General features: G+C 51.3%; 14 protein-coding genes. 4 read left to right on the top strand and 10 right to left on the bottom strand.

Annotated elements, in window-relative coordinates:
• Positions 1-57: 57 nt before the first annotated feature.
• The 10 genes from ABD852_RS02865 to ABD852_RS02820 all read right to left on the bottom strand — a co-directional run bounded on the left by ABD852_RS02865 (position 58) and on the right by ABD852_RS02820 (position 11,673).
• Positions 58-852 (bottom strand): amidohydrolase family protein, encoded by a 795-nt coding sequence (locus ABD852_RS02865; protein ID WP_345026507.1) that lies wholly within the window; start codon positions 850-852, stop codon positions 58-60.
• On the bottom strand, positions 842-1,771 hold the full coding sequence (locus tag ABD852_RS02860) for an amidohydrolase family protein (protein ID WP_345026506.1): 930 nt from the start codon (positions 1,769-1,771) through the stop codon (positions 842-844). Before ABD852_RS02860 ends, ABD852_RS02865 begins: the two co-directional genes overlap by 11 nt.
• An 82-nt stretch (positions 1,772-1,853) precedes the next feature.
• Positions 1,854-2,768 carry an amidohydrolase family protein gene (locus ABD852_RS02855; protein WP_345026505.1) on the bottom strand — a complete coding sequence of 305 codons (915 nt, stop codon included), beginning with the start codon at positions 2,766-2,768 and terminating at the stop codon, positions 1,854-1,856.
• Between the two features lie 113 nt (positions 2,769-2,881).
• Positions 2,882-4,312, bottom strand: coding sequence for a neutral/alkaline non-lysosomal ceramidase N-terminal domain-containing protein (locus tag ABD852_RS02850; RefSeq protein ID WP_345026504.1), 1,431 nt, complete (start codon positions 4,310-4,312; stop codon positions 2,882-2,884).
• Positions 4,313-4,319: 7 nt separating this feature from the next.
• Entirely contained in the window at positions 4,320-5,384 is a 1,065-nt protein-coding gene (locus ABD852_RS02845) for a Gfo/Idh/MocA family protein (RefSeq protein WP_345026503.1), read from the bottom strand.
• Positions 5,385-5,396: 12 nt separating this feature from the next.
• Entirely contained in the window at positions 5,397-5,966 is a 570-nt protein-coding gene (locus ABD852_RS02840; RefSeq protein WP_345026502.1) for an RNA polymerase sigma factor, read from the bottom strand.
• Positions 5,967-6,029: 63 nt separating this feature from the next.
• Entirely contained in the window at positions 6,030-7,298 is a 1,269-nt protein-coding gene (locus tag ABD852_RS02835; RefSeq protein ID WP_345026501.1) for a hypothetical protein, read from the bottom strand.
• A 30-nt stretch (positions 7,299-7,328) separates the two neighbouring features.
• The gene (locus ABD852_RS02830; protein WP_345026500.1) at positions 7,329-8,678 is read right to left on the bottom strand and encodes a neutral/alkaline non-lysosomal ceramidase N-terminal domain-containing protein; all 1,350 of its coding nucleotides are present in this window, start codon (positions 8,676-8,678) and stop codon (positions 7,329-7,331) included.
• Positions 8,678-10,072, bottom strand: a complete 1,395-nt coding sequence (locus ABD852_RS02825; RefSeq protein WP_345026498.1) for a DegT/DnrJ/EryC1/StrS family aminotransferase — start codon at positions 10,070-10,072, stop codon at positions 8,678-8,680. Before ABD852_RS02825 ends, ABD852_RS02830 begins: the two co-directional genes overlap by 1 nt.
• Positions 10,073-10,368: 296 nt before the next feature.
• Positions 10,369-11,673 carry a BNR-4 repeat-containing protein gene (locus ABD852_RS02820; RefSeq protein ID WP_345026497.1) on the bottom strand — a complete coding sequence of 435 codons (1,305 nt, stop codon included), beginning with the start codon at positions 11,671-11,673 and terminating at the stop codon, positions 10,369-10,371.
• A gap of 318 nt (positions 11,674-11,991) precedes the next feature.
• On the opposite strand from ABD852_RS02820, the gene ABD852_RS02815 reads away from it, so the two are divergent.
• The 4 genes from ABD852_RS02815 to ABD852_RS02800 all read left to right on the top strand — a co-directional run bounded on the left by ABD852_RS02815 (position 11,992) and on the right by ABD852_RS02800 (position 19,003).
• A complete protein-coding gene (locus ABD852_RS02815; RefSeq protein ID WP_345026496.1) occupies positions 11,992-15,492 on the top strand; it encodes a SusC/RagA family TonB-linked outer membrane protein in 3,501 nt (1,166 codons plus the stop codon).
• Between the two features lie 61 nt (positions 15,493-15,553).
• The gene (locus tag ABD852_RS02810) at positions 15,554-17,230 is read left to right on the top strand and encodes a SusD/RagB family nutrient-binding outer membrane lipoprotein (protein ID WP_345026494.1); all 1,677 of its coding nucleotides are present in this window, start codon (positions 15,554-15,556) and stop codon (positions 17,228-17,230) included.
• 68 nt (positions 17,231-17,298) lie between these two features.
• The gene (locus ABD852_RS02805) at positions 17,299-18,657 is read left to right on the top strand and encodes a PhoPQ-activated pathogenicity-related family protein (protein WP_345026493.1); all 1,359 of its coding nucleotides are present in this window, start codon (positions 17,299-17,301) and stop codon (positions 18,655-18,657) included.
• 172 nt (positions 18,658-18,829) lie between these two features.
• Positions 18,830-19,003 (top strand): hypothetical protein, encoded by a 174-nt coding sequence (locus ABD852_RS02800; protein ID WP_345026492.1) that lies wholly within the window; start codon positions 18,830-18,832, stop codon positions 19,001-19,003.
• Positions 19,004-19,090 lie beyond the last annotated feature (87 nt).

The following is a 19,090-nucleotide window of genomic DNA, read 5'->3' as shown; positions in this document are numbered from 1 at the left end:
ATATTTTGAGAGGCCCGGGCTCCTTTCGACAGGCCAGGCGGAATGCCTGACGCGCTTTTACAGACCGAAAAAGCTTTTTGCATTGCCGTTATAAATCAGGTTTTTAACCTTTTCGGTAGCTTCTTCCGGCCGGAGCGCGTCAATTCTCAGCAGTCCTGTATCCGGATCGAGAAGCGGGTAGTGGGAACCGAAAGCGAACTTATCCTCTCCGTAATTTTTGACCATGTCCGCCAGTTCCATTACCATTCTGCCCGAAGTGTCCATCAACAGTTTTGTACTGCGGACCATTGCGAGCTCTTCTTTGTTAAAGGCGCCGAAATTGGAATTATTCGCCAGGTTGAGAATCAGGTACTTCGCGTCCGGGACGGCCTTGATCAGAGGCAAAACGTCTTTCAGTGCCCATTCTTTGTTGATATCAAGCCAGGAACTTGTACGACTGTCAACCATCCGGAGCGCCATCGCGATGGGCACATTATGATCTTTCGCCATTTTTGCCAGTTCTATGCAGGCCGGGTTGGTCAGCTCGTAGCCATGGTACAGCGGGTAAAGCCGGATGCCCTTGAACCCCATTTTGGTAATACTGTCTTCGAAATCGCGCCGCCAGCCGCTGTAAATCGGGTTAATGGTTGCGAACGGAATAAAGCGCTTCCGGTAGGCAGCACTTTCCTTCATCCCTTCATGCAATTCCTCGTTGGCAGACTGTACATTCTTATAGAAGATCCCGTTGAGATTGAAGACAACAGACTGGGTGATCCCGGCACGGTCCATGCGGACAAGCTGTTCTTTCAGTGTATTTCCCTTCAACCGGATGAATGGCCAATGGCCTACGTAGCTATTTACATCAATTAACATGCCGCCCGATAGATTTTAAATAAAGGTTATAGTTGTCAAAAAACAGCTTTTTACGCTGTGTCTCGGTCAGATTGGCGCCCAATACATGCCCGACACCCTGGTAGAAGCTATTGTCACACCCGAAGAACAGGCGATCCTCACCAACGCATTTGACCGCAAAGTCTACCATGTGACCGGCATTGTTGCTGCCCGATACGTCTACAAAGATGTTCGGGACACCCATTACCGCTTTGCAGGCTGCCTCCCAATCAATACCCCCGCCGATGTGCGCCAGCTGGAATTTCGCCTCCGGGTATCGTTTTGCCGCGTCTACCATATCTTCCGGTATCGAAACTCCCTTCGGTTCGCGCGCATCATACTGAATTCTCGAAATTCCGATCCCCATGTGCATCAGGATCATCATCTTCAAATCAATGAATTTCTCGATAATCGGGTAGAAGAGGGGATCGTTGATTTTGACGTGGTTGTAGAGCTTGACGCCGATCATTCCTTCGCCTACACAGCGCGTTATTTCTTCGAGCGATTCCTTCCGGAATTGCGGATTCAGTGTAAGCTGTCCGAAAAAACGGTTGGGGAATTGTTTCATTGCACTGAGAACCAGGTCATTGCAGGATCGTATCTCGGCGGGATCACCCTTTCCGCCCGGCACCATCGGCCTGGAAATTACCAGCTTTTCGATATTGAGGCGATCGGCAATATCGATGACCTGCTCAAAATTCCCTTTTGTAAAATACACGTGGGCATGAGCGTCCATCTTCCTGTATTTTTTGATGTCTTCCATCAGCGACCGCCGTTTTTCAGGGACGTCAGGCGCATGCTCATATCCGCCGGGAAGAGAGGCTGCGTTCGCAACCGTGGTACCCAGGGCCAGGGCTGCGGTCGCTTTCGCTAGAAAATCACGTCTGTTTTGTTTTTTCATAGGTATATAAGGTTTGAGCCTTCAGTCTTGAGATTCAGGCCACAGCCCGCACCTCACACCTCAGAACTAACGGCTACAAGAATCAGATTCTGAATAGTTTGGCGGCGTTCCCGTGAAGTATTTTACGTACAACGGCCAGGTCGGGAGAAAGCTCCTTGATTTTTTGGATGGCCTGAATGCCGGTACAGCCATTGCCTGTGCCGGTACGATCGTCACAATCGCTTCCGTAAAGCAGCTTGTCCTGGTGCCTTACCAGGAATCCCCTGGCATGTTCTTCGTCCCTGGTCAGCGCGCTAAGCCCCGAACCGGCAGACATGTCCGCAAACATGTTCGGGTAATCTGCCAGGAGCCGGTCCGTAATTCCGCCGGGGGTCACTTTTCCCCGGGGATATAGGACCGACTGGTCGTTGTGGTTTTTGTCAATATTGGCCCACCAGGATTGCGCGTGGCCGATAAAGTTTACCTTCGGGAATTTCTGAAGTATTTTATGGAAGTCCTCATAGCCATAAGTGTACATTCCAAACTGCCAATGGAGCAGTACGGGCACGTTGTACGCTTCGGCAAGCCGGTAAATCCTTTCCATGGGTTTCCCGTCTGCCTTGACGCCGAACTTCAGCTCACCAATGGCCTTGGCTCCCTTTTTGAGGTATTTTTCGATTTCCTTATCCGCGCCCTGCAGGTCGGGAACTTCGTTGGCGCCGAAGTAAAATTCGCCGGGGTACCGGCCGGCAATCTCCATGCAGACGTCATTTCCGGTGCTGTTTACCTGGAGCCCATTCGATTTTCCGAAATGTGTACTCGCCCCGAAAGACGGGGTACCGGCCGGAAGCAGTATGGTATGCTTAACACCCATTGCACGCTGATGCGTCAACAACTCTTCATGGCTGCGGCCCGCATAGTTGGTGTGCTGGTGGATGTCTATGATATTGAAATCTTCTTCTTGCGGTACGAACCTTTGCCCCCAGATGGCGGCACAGGCAAGGGTACTTTTTTTCAAAAATTCTCGGCGGGCTATCATAAAACTTTATTCGCTGGCTGATTACCAAATAAACTAACTGCTTAATACATGCCCGTATTCCTTCATACTCACATCCGTTTTATTTTTTTGAATCAGGGCTTCCGGGTCTCTTCTACCAGTTTTTTTACCGTAGCGGCAATCCGGTCCTCGATGTCGCCCGCCCAACGCCATGCCGGACGCCCGTATTCGTCCAGGTGGGCACCACCTTCGTACCCGTCTTCTTCCCATACCCTCCTCGACGGGATGTAGGCTGCCATTTCATTGGTATATCCCGATACCCAGGAACCCGGGTATTCCTTCTTGAACCTGAGCGAATAGTCGACTACCGCTTCACCGCCGATTCCGATCAGGAGCAACTCCCGTCCGATTTGCCATGCCTGCACCGGATACTCGTAAAACGGGCTGAATGTTTCCCCATCATCGAGTTTCTTCACCATTCGTTTGGCCCACCTGGCCTGGATCGCCTGGCTGCCAAAAGCGATCGGAATCAGCTTTTCACGGGTAGCCACCTCCTCGTAATCCAGCTGCACATAGGCAAATGCCGTTGTGAGGGCGGGCGAAACCGGAGTAAGCGTGGTGTTTAGCTGTTGTATAACCGCATCCGCCAACATTTTTCCGTATTTCTCGCATAAGGCTACCGTACGCCTGGGCAAAGGATTCTGATCGCCCCCGCAGGTGTTAAAAAACATGGCCTGCGCGCCTGGATATTGTTTTTCCAGCCCGGCCTGCGCATAACCCGGGTAATCTCCCGACCAGAGGTTGTGCGACAACGTGGTTGGGTGACAGGCGTAACCGAACAGCACGCCGAGCAGCCTGCCTTTCGGGCTTTTTATGGCAAGAACGGGGACGGCGTGGTCAACCGGTCCTTTTAAAGGAGTACCGCTTTCCAGCATTGCCGGAACTTCAGCTTCCTTGTTCTCTCTCCGGTTGACAGCAAAAGTACACAACCCCTCGCCTTTGAACAGTTGCGCAGGCTGCTGGTGGTGCCAGGCCTCGCGCACGGCTTCGATGACCTGGTCTTCCATCCACAGCGTATAGTCCAGTACACGCTGCTTTTGCAGGGAATCGCTCGGATAATAGTCCACCAGGTCGTCCTGCAGGCACGGTCCCGAATGGTTGTGGGAGAAAGTGAGCATAAAATCGGCACGCTCCACCTTGAATTCTTTTGCCACCCGCTCGAACAACCGTTTGTAGATCGTTTTCGACATGCCCTGGTGGTCGGTTGTCACCAAAATACGGCTTCTTTTACGGCTATCTTTCAGCACCATTACTTTCACCCATACATCGTGAAGCTTTCCTTCCGGTGAGCGTTTGGTCCCGTAGCCGGCCAGCCAGACATCCGTTTTCGGTGTGATCACCCGCCTGCTCAAACCTACCTGCCAATTCATTTTTTCAGAATTTAAAGGGTTGGGTGATTCCGTCAGGCAAAAACTCCGGCTGGCAGTTGCCAATAACAATACAAAAACCAGCCAGGACTTTCCGGCTGTGCGCTTAAAATCCTGGCTGACTCTTCGAATATTCATAATCGGGTTAATCTTGGCGATGCGGCAACCGGACCGACTGGCCGGTTCTGGCACTTTCATAAATGGCTTCAATAATGGCGACTGATTTCCTGCCCTCGATTCCATTGACGCCCGGTTCTCCGCCCCGGTCGATTGCCTCCAGGAAATCTTCAATCTGGCGTTGATGGCCAATGAAACTGATCGCCGCCGGATCAGCGACTCCCCCCTTGGAAAGTTGTTTCCCCGAATATTTCTCACGGATCGATTCGTCTTCGGGAAGTTCATGTTCGAAAGCCCAGGTAAGAAGATCATTTTCTTCTCCTATAGCCGTTCCTTCCGTTCCAATTACCTCAAGACGCTTGAAAGAGCCGGGATAGGAAGCTGTTGAACACTCAATGGTTCCCAGCGCACCGTTGCTGAATTTCAGAATGGCTACCAGCGTGTCTTCTACTTCTATTTCGGTATGTCTCCGGTTAGCGGCAAATGCATGGACCGTCTCAACCGGTCCCATGAACCATTGCAGCAGATCCACAGAATGGATTCCCTGGTTCATCAGCGCGCCGCCGCCATCCAGTTCCCAGGTTCCCCGCCAGGGGGCCGACTGGTAATAGGCCTTGCTGCGGTTCCATTTCACATAGGCATTCCCGATTACCGGCGTGCCGATCCGCCGCGCATCTATTGCTGCTTTTATGTTAATATTTACTTCGTGGTAACGCGACGGGAAAATCACACCCAGGTGAACCCCGGCTTCCGCGGCGGCTGAAATCAACTGATCGCAACGCCCGGAGGTTATCTCCATCGGCTTTTCAATCAGGCAGTGCTTTCCGGCCCGGATAGCAGCCAGCCCACCTTCCAGGTGCGCACCCGAAGCGGTGCAGATGCAAACCACATCAATCTCTTCATCTTCCGCCAGTTCCTCTTGCGAAGCGTAAGTTTTGCCGCCGAAGCGGGAAACAAAATCAGCGGCTTTGGCCTGGTTCCGGTTAAAAGCGCCAACCAGCCTGGCGTTGGGGATTTCCCGGATGGCTTTGGCATGAAAATCGGCAATTAACCCCGTGCCGATAATTCCAATTCCGTACACACGTTTTGTCATTCAGAATACCAATTAGGATGCATAAGTAACGATGGGGTTCTGAGGCCACATCTCTCTTACCTTGTGAAACGCTCTCTGAATAATATTACTTACCGATTGCGGGTTAATACTAAGCTGTGACGCGATTTCTTCAACGCCCAAGTTATGGAAAAACCGCAGATAAATAACTTCCTGCTGTCTGGGCGAGAGCGTGGAGATCAGTTGCTGAACCTGGGAATTGGCTATTCTGTCGGATTCCATCTCGATGAAAGTATCTTCCGAAGACGATTCAAAGAATGCGAATTCGCTGACCTCGCTGATCTCGGTGGTAGTTTTCAGCTTCCGGAACATCTTGAACAGCTGATGCCGGAACGCCTTCATCAGGTAGTACTTCACATAATCCGTCTGGTTGATGGTATTTCTGTAAAGCCACAAATGAATATACAGTTCCTGGATCGCGTCTTCCACCAGCTGCACGTTAGGCGTAAACTTAAGGCCGTAGTGCAACAGCTTGCGGTAGTACCGGCGCGACAATTCAGTGAAGGCTGCTTGATCCGCATCGCGGTATCTTTGCCAGAGGATCTCATCAGTAGTCTTCTTCATGGAATCAGGCAATTAAATTAATTGGGGTTAACTTGGTATCAATATCTGGGATTCCGGCCCTGCTCAGAGCGGGTTCGGGAATGCAATCAAATCTTCGATGATCTTACCATCCTGCTCAAATCTGGCCAGGGTATAGATCCGGTTGTCGCTGCCTATCGCTATTGAATTCACGTAAGTTGGAATTCCGCCATCCTCATATTGGACCGTCCCATGATCCGTGTACGTACCCGAAGGCAGGTGAAAAGTAATGAGATGCAGGTTTTCCAAACCTTTTGCAGCGCCCTTCGCGATCTCGCCGGCTCCTTTGACCCTTTTTCCCTCCCTGAAAACCGGCCCGCCGGTAAGGTAGTACAGCGTTTCGCCATCGGGACCGAGTTTAAAACCCAGGTACCCATAGCTGAACTGGTCAAACATTCCCGATTTTTTAGAGGGCAGGGAGGTGATCCGGTCGATAATTTCAACCCGTTTTGCCACGGGGTCGAAGCGGAAGAGATACCCTGAGTTGCCGTGGACGCCAATGGCCACATTTTCTTTTTCGTACCAGAAAATTTTCCTCCAGTTGTAACCCATGCTGCCCGGGCGCGTGGCGTCATATTTGCCGAAATAATCCAGTCTCAGGTCCACGTCGGCAAGCGTCTCCAATGTCCCGCGGTCCGGATGGTATGTAAGGATATCCCCCTCAGCCACAGAAAAATAAACCGTTCCGTCCCCTGGATCTACCACAAGCGACCGGCAAAGTGTTCTGAAATCCGTCCCGGGTGTTCCGGCTTCTCCGTTTCCTGATATTTTACCCAGGTTTTTGAGCTCCCCGGTAACCACGTTGAAATGGATAAACTGCCCGGTAGGCCAGGAAATGCCATAAATTTGCTTTCTGTCGGTATCCATGGTCATAGATACCATGCCTTCGCCGTCAGGCAGTAAGGCGAGTCTCTCAAAGCCGCCGCCGGCCAGATCGTACGACAGGATATGGCCGCCCGGGTACAAGGCGTACCCTTCCGGCGCCGAAACGGGGAGCCGGTCCATCCCGTCTATCAGCTGGTAATAACCGACATGGGTAGAAAAATAAAGTTTACCGCCGGTCTCGAAAAAACGTACGTGGCTTTTCCCCTGCGGGACAGCCGCCCCATTTTTCTCTCCGCATATTTCAGTCAGGTCACCGATATGCACCGATTGGCCGGATGCCGGGTCAAACGCATACATCTGGCCGCCCTGTTCTATCGAATCCGAAGAAAGGATATAATAAACTTTCCCGTCACTGGCAGCCGAGAGCGCATTATAGGTATCATGCGCCCTGGGAAATCCCGAATAATATCGTTTGGCAATTAAACTCATATAAAAGGTATGTCGGGTGATAGGCAATTACTAACGCGTCGGAACGCCGGCTTTTTTACTCAGGTCAGCCACTTCTTTCATGATGGACGACTCGATGGAGGGGTGCCATTTGGCCGGTAAACCGTAAACCATCTGGGAGGTTTCTCCCTCGTAGCGCCCTTCTTTCCAAACTCTGAGCGAGGGAATATACCCCATCACGTCATTGGTGTAAGCGGCCACGAAAACGTGTTTACCGAACATCTCCTTGATCTTAACCGTATATTCTACGGTAACTTCGCCACCAAGGCTGAAAACAGGCTGCTCGCCTATCATCCAGACCTGGACCGGGTAGGGGTAGGACTTCATGAGCGGCTCATTCTTCTTTACCTTGTCCAGCATACGCTCTGCCCATCTTTTTTCATATCCTGAAGTAGCGGCCACTTTCTTTTCCAGCTGCTCGCGTGTCGGCGCCGGGTTAAATGCCAGGTCAATTTCAGAATAAGTGGTTGACAACCTGGAAGACAGCGCGTTCATGGGTTCCTCGATTACGCTTTCTACTGCTGCTGCCAGCTCTTTTCCATACTGCCTGGCAATGGCCACGGTGCGCCGTGGAAGCGGGTTCTGGTCGCCGGCCGAACCCTGGAAAAACAGGGCGGTAGCCTTAGGGTAAAGCTTTTCCAGCTCCAATTGCGCAAATCCGGCATAATCTCCCGAAAACAGGTACGAGCTCAGCACAGTGGTGTGACAAGTGTATCCGAACAGGATCGCGGTCACTTCATTCGACTGGTTCATAACTTTGATCACGGGAACGGCATGATCGCTCGGGCCCTTCAGCTCGAACAGATCCGCGATCTGGCTCTCCTCGTTGTTTCTGCGGTTGACCGCGAATCGCAGCACACCGTTGCCTGAAAACAGCTTCGCGGGCTTCATTGATTTCAGGGCTTCCTCGCAGAGCCTGATGATTTCCTGCTCAAAATAAGCCGTATAACGCGCTACTTGTGCTCTTTGCGCATCATCCATCGGGTAAATGTCAACCAAAGCGTTGGACAGTACCGGGCCCGAATGCGTATGGGAGCTGCTCAGGATAATCTGGGCCTTTGAAAGACCATGCTTGTTTTGTAGATGCTGCCTTACCCGGTCAGATACCTCTTTGGAGAAGCCGAGGATATCGGTGGTTACAAACAAAGCTTTTTTCCCCTGGGCGTCTTCAAAAGCGAGTGCTTTGCCCCAAAGATCGTGCAGCGTTCCTTCCGAAGGTTTCGTGCGGGATCCGTACCCGGCCATCCATACACTTTCGGTCGGCGTAATTTTGGTACGGGCTATTCCCACTTTCCAGGTTTCCTGCGCAGAGGCAGGCAACCGGAAGGCAAAGATTAAGAGGGCGATACAAGTCAGTCTCATTACTTCAGAGAGGCTTTGAGTTGGTCTGCATTGTTATAGGTTTTCTTGATGGCGGCCGCTATAAATTCCATATCGGACCGCTCGGCCAGCAGCATATTCTGTGTAAACCAAACCGCTTCGCTGCAGAGCTTATCGTTTTCCGGGCAATGGTTGTTTTTGTTGTAAGTCGCAATATCCAGCTCTTTTTTGGAATAGATCTTCCTGTAGGTCTGGGTGCCGAAAGTCTGTGCCAGGAACGGCTGCACATTCAGGCGGGTGTACCCGCTTGAGCAGGGAACACCTTCTGCCCGGAGCGATTTCAGGAAGTCGTCACGTTTCAGGCCCCGGAAAGCGTCGGCATTGTAACGCATGGCATACAGGTGAAATGCGCTCCGTGTTGCGTCAGGGTAAGTTTTTTGGGGAACAAGCCCCGGGATGTCCTTCAAAAGCTGGGACAGGTAGGCAGCGTTTTCGTTCCGGATGGTTGTTTCCTGGTCAAGGCGCTTCAGCATGGCCAGTCCTACCGCGGCCTGGTACTCCGAGAACCGCAATTTGGTTCCCTGCATGAAACTTCCCGTACCGACTGACCCGATGGCAGTACCGTAGGGATTTCCCAGGTTGGTATAGGAAAAGCATTTGTCGATCAGTTGGTCATTGTTACTTACAATCGCCCCGCCTTCTCCGATAGGAAGGTTTTTAGAATTCTGGAAGCTGAAACACCCGGCGTCGCCGAAAGAACCGACCCGTTTCCCGTCGATTTCTGCGAAGTGCGCCTGGCAGGCATCCTCGAGTACCAGCAGCTTATGCTTTTTGGCGATCGCATTGATGCGCTTCATATCCACGGGCAGCCCCATGATGTGGACCGGCAGGATAACTTTTGTTCTCGGCGTGATTTTTGCTTCGATTTTGGCCGGGTCCATCTGGTAGGTAGCCGGGTCAATATCCACGAATACCGGTACGGCATTATTGCTTAAAACAGCGGTAACGGTAGATATAAACGTATAAGGCGGAACCAACACTTCGTCGCCTGCGCCAACGCCCATCTGCGAGAGCGCGACCACCAGTGCGTTGGTGCCGTTAACTACCGCAAGACATCTTTTGGTGCCTATTGCACCGGCCCACTCTTTTTCAAATTCGGTTACTACACCGGCCCGCGACCAAACTCCGCTACGCAAAACATCCAGTACTTTTGGTTCGTCAGTTTCGGGGACCCAGCGTGGCCATTTCGGCCATCTTGACTCCGACCAGGCAGGACTTCCACCAAGAATCGCCGGTTTGCTTGACAACGTTTCAGCGATGGCGGGAGCCGCAGACGCGCCACCGGCCGCCAGCAGGGTGGGCGCCAACAAAGCACCGATACCACCTGTAGCATTCTTAATGATGAAATCTCTTCTGGAGTGTTTTTTTTCTGCCATGGTCCTTACTAATTGAGCATTTAGGAATATTTCCGGGTACGTACCCGGAATCTTAAGCTAAGGTAGAGCTTTGTGTTTTATATTCCAAATATTATAAAAGAATCGTTGCCCAAAGTTTTAAAAACATGTGGAAAAATGTTGATTGTTCAGAAAATTCAAAATACTATTTCCTTGTATATAACAAGGACAAAATGGCATAATGGGTCACTTTTTGTTGTACTTTTTAAATAACGACAGAAAAGCGCCATGCGGCCGTCCGGGAGGTCGGGCACAGCATGGCGCTTTGGAGTCTGCCGCTATTTGATCACCTTATATAGGATGGCCGAGTCGTAGTCGGTGTAATGAATGTACTTCTTGTTCTCCATCCAAAGCAGCACCTTTTTTTGACCGCTTTCCCTGAGGCGCGGCACAAAGGGGCGCACGTTGTCAAACTGTGAATTCCTGGTTACCGGCGAGAGCTTCCATGTCTTACCGGAATTCCTTGTACGCCCCTTGCTGATCTCAAAGCGGCCGTTGATCTGGTGCGACATATACACAACGTCCGGATCAGAGGGGTCGAAAGTCATTCCGCCCGAATAATTCACTTCCCTTTCCTTTTTGCCGGGCTGGGTTTGCGGAAACCATCTGCCGGCATCCATTATTTTCCGGTGTTGCCAGGAGCCGTTTGTATAAGCCGCGTAATAGTACTGGTGAAGGGTGTCGGTAGGGTAGCGGGTGTAAACAATTACCGGTTGGTCATTTTTTACCACTACATCAAAAATCCAGGCTTTCCCGTCAGCTTTGGAAGCTTTATACACTACACTCGCGTCGGAGGGATGAAACGGGAGTTGGTCGAGAGAACAGATCCGGCTTCCGTCGGCGCGCCAGAAGGCCCCTTTTTCATAATAACAGTAGTAAACCGAGTTCAGGGGCTCCGACGCCGGGTGCCCGTCGGTAAAAATCAGGTGAATCCTCGATTTCCCGTCGGAATAATACTTCACGTAAGGCCTGTTGTTTACGTCCAGGTCCTTCGAAGTAATGATTACCTTGGGTGCTGACCAGGTTTTGCCCTGGTCGTCGGAAGTGATCAGGTTGGGCTTAAAGCCTATCCACCGGCCGAAGCATAAGACGCGGTTGTTTTCTTCCGACAATAAAAACGGGTTGGCGTAGGTGTAAGTTTCCCGGACGTATTTCCGCAGGAGTTCATCGGTTTTGGGCAAAAAAACACGTGGCTCTCCAAAACTCGACACGTTGCCCGGAGTGGACGTTACTTGCTGGATTACGCCCAGGGCACCCTTCTTTCCACCATGCCAGGTGTACATGGCCAGGACATTCCCGTCCGAAAGCTTCAGGAACGCCGGGTTATCGTGATCATCCACCTCGAGTTGGGGATATAGCGTTTTCGTAACAGTTTTTCCTGATTTAAGATCGAGTGAAGCGGCCTCAACGCTTCCGTCCCTGGTTACCCAACCTGTAACAATCCGGTTGTCGCCGGAGTAGATGGCCCTCGGATCGCTGAACCAGCACCAGGCGCCGTCGTTTGTAAGCACATTCCGGGATTGGGAAACACACCATCCCGGCAAAAAAATAAGACAGAAAAACAGGGAAGAGAAATTCTTCATAAGCAGAAAATTAACAGTGCCGCGCGCATTTTCCCTTTCTCCGGGGTGCATACGTCAGTAGACAAGATGTGATTTGAACGCAAGTTAACAAAGACTTCATCCTGGCATGACATCTGGTTTTAAAATTTGCACGGTTCATAGCTGTAGTCGACTTTCCACGATCCGGGAATATAGAAGTAGCTAAACTCTTTGCCGAACGGGTAGTACTTTTTTTAAGATTAATAGTAGTATCAAAAGTGTAACCCAGGGCGGAGCTATGGTCTCCGAATAGTATGCAGGCATAACAATTAACCATTACCTTTTTACTTCATTAATAATATGGTAAGAAATACTACAAATCTTAAACTGCTGCGAAAGTGCTGGAAAACAGCCCTTCCGATTGGAATTGGCATCCTGACCCTGACGTCGGTAGAGGCTGCCATTGCCAAAAACGCAGCCGGGGCCGGAATTTTGCCCGGTATTCAGCACGCGGACCGGAACCTGCGTGGAAAAGTGGTTTCCGGGGCGGACGGCACGGCGCTACCGGGTGTCAGCATTCTGTTAAAAGGCACCCAAATCGGGACGACCACCGATGTGTCGGGAAATTTTGAACTTCGGGTAGGGGATAGTCCTGACCAGGTGTTGGTACTGTCCTACATCGGTTTCGAAACCCGCGAGGTGACTATTGGCAACCGTAACGTTTGGGAAATCAGGCTGGAGGAAAAAGCCGAAATACTGAAAGAAGCGGTAGTAACCGCGCTCGGCATAAAAAGGGAGGAGCGGAGCATCGGTTATTCGATTGCAAAGGTGGACGGAAAGGAATTCAACCGGGTTTCGCAGGAAAACGTACTGAACGCTATGTCCGGGAAAGTGGCCGGTGTTACCATCAACCAGACCGGCGGAACGGGCTCATCCGTAAGCATGGTGATCCGGGGCGCGACTTCACTCAATAACGATAATCAGCCCCTTTTTGTAATAGATGGTGTACCGGTAGCCAATACGCTCAACAACGTCACCCAGATCGGTAATGACAACCGGGTAGACTACGGAAATGCAATTTCGAGCCTCAACCCCGATGACATTGCCAACGTAACCGTTCTGAAAGGGCCCAGTGCTGCGGCGCTCTATGGTTCGCGCGCCGGTAACGGTGTAGTTTTGATTACCACGAAAAGCGGCCAGGGCGTCGACAAAATGACGGTCAGTGTCACTTCCAATACCGTTTTCGACAAGCCCTATAAGTTTCTGAAATGGCAAAGCAAGTTTGGTCCGGGCAGGTTTTCCGCTATCCCGGTCAAGGTCTCCGGTAACCCGCTTACCAACCCGCTTAACAGCCTGATCGAGGAAGCTGCGGGCGCTTTATACGGCGCCGAGCTTGATAAAGGCTATGAGGCGCCCCAATGGAACAGTCCGCTTGACGATGACGGAAAAAAGATCCCCACACCACTGGTTTCGTATCCCGACAATGTCAAAAACTTTGTCCGTACCGCCATTACGACCACCAACGGGGTGTCGGTTGCCAACAGCTCCAGCCTTTATAACTATCGCATCTCGTACGCGAATATGCGCCATCGCGGCCTCATCCCTAATTCGGATCTGTTTCGCAATACGCTGAATATCAACTCAGGCATCAAAGTCAGTAAGAAGCTGACCATTGGGACCAATCTCGATTTCTCCCGTAACAATTCCAATAACCGCCCCGCCAGCGAAAGAGGTACCAACCCCTTACAGTGGGCCTATAACATGTCGCCGCATATGGACATACGGGAATTCAGGGATTACTGGGCGCCGGGCCTGACCGGCCTCCAGCAAAGAGTTCCATTCCAGGGAACAAACAATCCCTATTTCCTGGCTTATGAAGTGAACAACAGTTTTGTCCGCGACCGGGTGTATGGAAATGTAAAAGCCGACTGGCAGATCACCAATGAGTTTAGCCTGATGCTGCGTTACGGCCTGGATACCTATAATGAACAGCGCGAAACAAAAATCGCCAACAGCTATTCCGACGATGCCAAAGGCGTCTACGGCGTGCTGAACATGAAAAATTTTGAAAGCAACGCCGATTTCCTCGCGACCTATAAAAAGAATCTTTCCGATTTCAGTTTATCGGCATCCGTGGGCGGAAATATCCGGCGACAGAATGGCAACAGCACTTATGCAGGTTCGAAAGGCCAGGCTGGTTTGATAGAACCCGGTGTCTACACGATTCAAAACATTCTCCCCGCCAACCTCAATTATTCAAGCAGCAGGTTTGAAAGGGGCGTCAACAGCCTTTATGGAATGGCCACGCTGGGTTTCAGAGATTTTGCTTACCTCGATATCAGTGGCCGGAACGACTGGTCGAGCACGCTTCCAGGTGCCAAGCCCTACTTTTACCCTTCCGCCTCACTGAGTGTGCTGGCCAATGAAATTCTAGGCCTTTCCCAGAATATCAATATGTTAAAGCTGCGCGCCGGTTATGCGCAGGTGGGGAACGACGCCGGTGCCTATCAGCTTCAACAGGTACTGGCGAATGCCGGCGCGTGGGGTGATGTTCCCCGGCTCACTACTTCCGGCAGCTTGCTCAATGCACACCTCAAACCGGAAACAGCGACTTCCTATGAGGGTGGGGTAGACCTGACCTTGTATAATAACCGCGTTAATTTCTCGGCCACCGCCTACCTGGTAGACAACCGGAACCAGATTTTCGGAACGGCGATGGCGCCCTCTACCGGCTATACTTCGCAAAACATTAACGCCGGTTTGCTTCGGAGCCGCGGCGTAGAACTTACGCTTGGCGGCAGCCCGGTAAAAGCGGGAAGCTTCAGCTGGGACCTTGCTTTCAACTGGACGCGCAACCGGACCCGAATAATGGAGCTGCCCGACGAAATGCCTTTCTTCACTTTCTGGCAGGATGCGAAGGGCGGCGCGTGGACTTACGCGGGACAGGATATAGGCGATATCTACGGACCTGAAATTGCCGTAGTCGAAGATCCCAAGTCACCCTATTACAAGTGGCCGCTATTGCAGCGTGACGCTTCCAACGGATGGGCTTTGCACAAAGTGGCAGCAGAAGGACAGGCCAGCAAAAACAAAGTGGGCAATTTCAATCCCAAATTCATTATGGGGATGCAAAACTCGGTTTCCTATAAAAACTTCAGGCTGAATTTTACCATAGACTGGCGCAATGGCGGAAATTTTGTTTCGCAGACTTATCGCTACGGCATGAGCAACGGCCAGACCCAGCTGGCGCTTGACCGGCTGATCGATGCCGGAGGCCGCCAGGGTAAGGAGCTGAGAGACTGGCTGGTTGCTAACCAGGAGACGATGATCAAAATCAGCGGTAATGTCTTCCCGATGGTGGGTTACCCGACGCCGGAGCATACCTCCTTCCCGACCTACTATGGAGCAGTTTTGCCCTACGGCGGCGTTATTATTCCCGGGGTGTATGAAGCTGCCGGCCCGGATGGAACTACCATTTTGGTCGAAAACCTGGGTGAAAATATCAATCCCGGTAGAAAAACGCTTGGGACCCAGCCGGCCCCGTACGCAGCCGCCAATCCCTGGGATTTCATTCAGCCAACGGTTTTTGATGCCTCTTACATTAAGCTCCGCGAAATCTCGCTCTCCTACCAACTACCGGCCCGGTTAATGAAAACATGGAAGCTCCAGGATGCCAGCATTTCCGTTTATAGCCGGAACGTCATTCTGTGGACTGCGGCGAAAATCAATATTGATCCGGAAAACGCTTACCAGCCCCAGGCAGATGCCAACGCCGGCGTTCAGTTTAAACAAGGTATCGAACGCTACAATGTGAACCCGATGGTTATTCCGGTAGGTGTGAAGCTTAACGTAACTTTTTGATCAGGCATCAGCACGGGGTTTAATACCCCTCATGTCTCATCGCTTAAACCTCATTACGCAGATGAAAAGGAATAAAACTATCTATAAAATTGGCATGGCATTGATGCTTTCAACCGCCCTGTCCTGTACGGATCAGCTTATAGAAATGAACCAGAATCCGAACGGGTCTGATCCGTCAGCTGCAAACCCCAACATGGTGTTAAGTACCGTTCTGACCGAAGCAGGCCGCGCGTTTGTCGGGCTAGGGTACCAGGACGTAGCGGGTGTGATGCAGTATACCCAGAAGGACGGCTGGATCGGCGGCCACAACAGCTACGAATGGAATGGCAGCAACGACTGGTCCGGTTATTACGGTATTCTGCGGAATAACAAATTTGTTTATGACAAAGCAGTCGCCCTCGAACAGCCCCTGCAGCAGGGAGTGTCGCTGGTTATGAAGTCACTTTTGTTCGGATTAATAACCGATCTCTGGGGCGATGCGCCTTACTCAAAAGCCCTGCAGGGAGAAAAAGGAGGACCCGAATTTGTATTTCCGGCGTTCGACCCGCAGCAGCAAATTTATGAAGGCATACTGGCTGACCTCGAACAGGCCAACACGCTCCTTTCCGCAGGTTCTTTTAACAGCACGCTCGGGACTTACGATGTATACTTCCAGGGAAATGTTCTGAAATGGAGAAAATTTGCAAATTCCCTTGCGCTCCGCTATTACATGCGTCTTGCCGAAAAGCTTCCCGCCGTAGCCAAAGCAGGCGTGGAGAAAATCGTAGCCGATCCGACCAAATACCCGATCATACTCGACGCGGCCGATGACGTGACATTGGGTTTCCCCGGCAATAGCAACGCCGACTCGTGGCCTTCCAATGCTACGTATGATACCGACAGCACCAACTACCGGCGTATTAAAATGTGCCAGACGTTCGTGGATGCCCTGCTGGAACGGAATGATCCGAGAATAGGGGCCTGGGCCAATAAGGTGAAGATTTTTCTCCAGGTAAAAGCAACGCTGCCTGCCGGGACCGACCGAATCGCAGATACCGTTGTCAACGGCGTTGCCAGGAAGGTCAGGTATATGTCACCCGACAAGCTGGTTCCATCGGGTACCCCGGTTTCAAGCATCAACCAACATCCCGACTACGTGGGGCTACCCATTAAATTATCGATTCCTTATACTTATAACCAGTTCGGAGCCGGTGTGCAGTCGGCCCGGAACCCGCATGTTTCATGGGTAAACAGTGAATTCGCCAATGCCAAGAGCGGGATTAAAGCGAGGATCCTGACCGCAGCGGAGGTTAATTTTATTCTGGCAGAGGCCTCCTCTGTTTATAAATGGAATGCCGGAGCCGCAGAAACGCATTATTATAAAGGAATAGAAGCATCATTTAAAGCCTGGAAAGTCTCCAATTATGCCGAATACATCAAACAACCGCTTGTCGTTTTCGATGGAACGCAGAAGCAAATAATAACCCAGAAATGGATCTCAAGCTGGTCCATGGCCACGGAGGCATGGATGGACTGGAGGAGAACCGGTTACCCCGTGCTGGAAGGCGCAGGCAGGGCGGATGTATTGCCGGTCAGGTTCTACTATCCCCTGGCTGAGCGGGATCAGAATGCCGACAACATCGGCCAGGCAAATGCAACCCTGGAAAAAACACAGTTTTCTGCCCTGGGCGACGACGGCGCCGCCAATAGCATCTGGTCCAAACCCTGGGTGATCCAGGGAACAAAAAAGCCCTGGTAATCCACATTGTCTTTAATCAACTCTGCCCCCTCGTCGGGCATAAATGCTCACAATAAATCACCGATCAAATGTTCATCAAAAGAAAACTGCTTGTCGTCGCGCTTCTCCTGAACCTGGCAACCCTGGTTGTCTCCGCTCAGGTCACTCCTGAAACAGCATTGGACAGTTATATTAATAATGGAGACAAGACCTACCAATGGGAGGAAAAAGAGTCTTTTTCGGAAAACGGTCTGAATGTCAACCAGATTTTACTGACCTCCCAAACCTGGCAGGGCATTGTCTGGAAGCATCAGCTCACGGTGATCACACCGGAAAAAAGAACCTACGACGGTGCATTGCTCTTTGTGACCGGCGGGTCGGTAAAAAACGGCGACCCCAACTGGAGTACCAAGACCAATGACGGGCTGCTCCGGGGCCTTATGCGGCTTGCGTACGAAAATGAAGCAACGGTCGCATTGATCAAACAGGTGCCGAACCAGCCGCTTTACGACGATTTGCGGGAAGATGCGCTTATCTCTTACACCTTGCACAAATTCAAGCAGGACAACAATTTTAGCTGGCCCCTGCTGTTCCCGATGGTAAAAAGCGCGGTGCGCGGTATGGATGCCGTCCAGGAGTTTTCCAGGAAAAAATACCAGCACAATATCAGCCGGTTTACGGTTTCGGGCGCATCCAAGCGGGGGTGGACCTCATGGCTGACCGGCGCCATCAAGGATGCCCGCGTAGAAGCTATCGGCCCCATGGTGATTGATATTCTGAACATGCCGGCAAGTCTTGATTACCAGATCAAAACCTGGGGCGATTATAGCGTCGAAATCAATGACTATGTAAAACTGGGCATCCCACAGTCGCATAGCACACCGGGAGGAAAGGCCATCACCACTATGGTTGACCCGTATTCGTACAAGGAGCGCCTCACGGTCCCGAAAATGATTTTTATGGGGACCAATGACCCCTACTGGGTGGTTGATAATATCAAGAACTATTACAGGGATATTCCCGGGAAAAACCTGCTTCATTACGTGCCCAACGCCGGTCATGACCTTGCCGGTGGTGAGCAGGCGATCCAGGCGCTGGGAGGGTTCTGGGCACATACACTCCGGAAAAAAGACTACCCCGAGTGCAGCTGGGACCTGAAAACGAAAAAAAAGACCGCTTACCTGAACGTGACCAGCACCCGGGATAAACTTCTGGGCGTTACCCTGTGGTCGGCCGATTCCAAAGACAAAGATTTTCGCGACGACAAATGGGCAGGTGTACCGGTCGGTTTGTCCAGAAAGCCTGTGGTAAAAATCAGGCAGTCGCTGCCGGCTTCCGGATACCGGGCGTTTTATGCCGACCTCAAATACCAGGCCCCGAATGGTCAGAATTATACGACCAGTACGCGGGTCTTTGTAGCTGACCCCAACGAAGTTTTCGTGGATTAGGGATAAATGGTCGGCGGTACGGACCACCCACGAAATTTCCGGTCCGTTCACCGGAGTTTCGCGGCCGTGTCTGGGATATTTTTTGAGACCAATTGTATTTTCTCAAAAAAAAATGGCCTTAATTTAGAAATGAGCGTACTAAGAGCATGAAGCTACCTTTCTAAGCCACGACATGGAGATCTCTCGCGCCAAATACCTGATGGAAGCCCTGATTAATAATAAATTATCAGTCAGGGAGCTGGACGATCTCATTAGCGGCCTGGAAAATGACGAGGTAAAAAAGGCATATTCTGATGTGCTGGAAGCTTATTTCGAGCATCTCTTAAAGGGAGATTCCGACCAGTAAATGTCCCTGAAAACGCGAAACAATTCATTGAGATTATGTTTAAATGTTCAGTAAAAGGCAGGAGGTTTCTTCTGCCTTTATTTTCTT

Source organism: Ravibacter arvi (assembly GCF_039540405.1).
Taxonomy (GTDB): Bacteria; Bacteroidota; Bacteroidia; order Cytophagales; family Spirosomataceae; genus Ravibacter; species Ravibacter arvi.
Note: the sequence above shows the minus strand (reverse complement) of the source record. Positions and strands in the feature narration are given on the sequence as shown.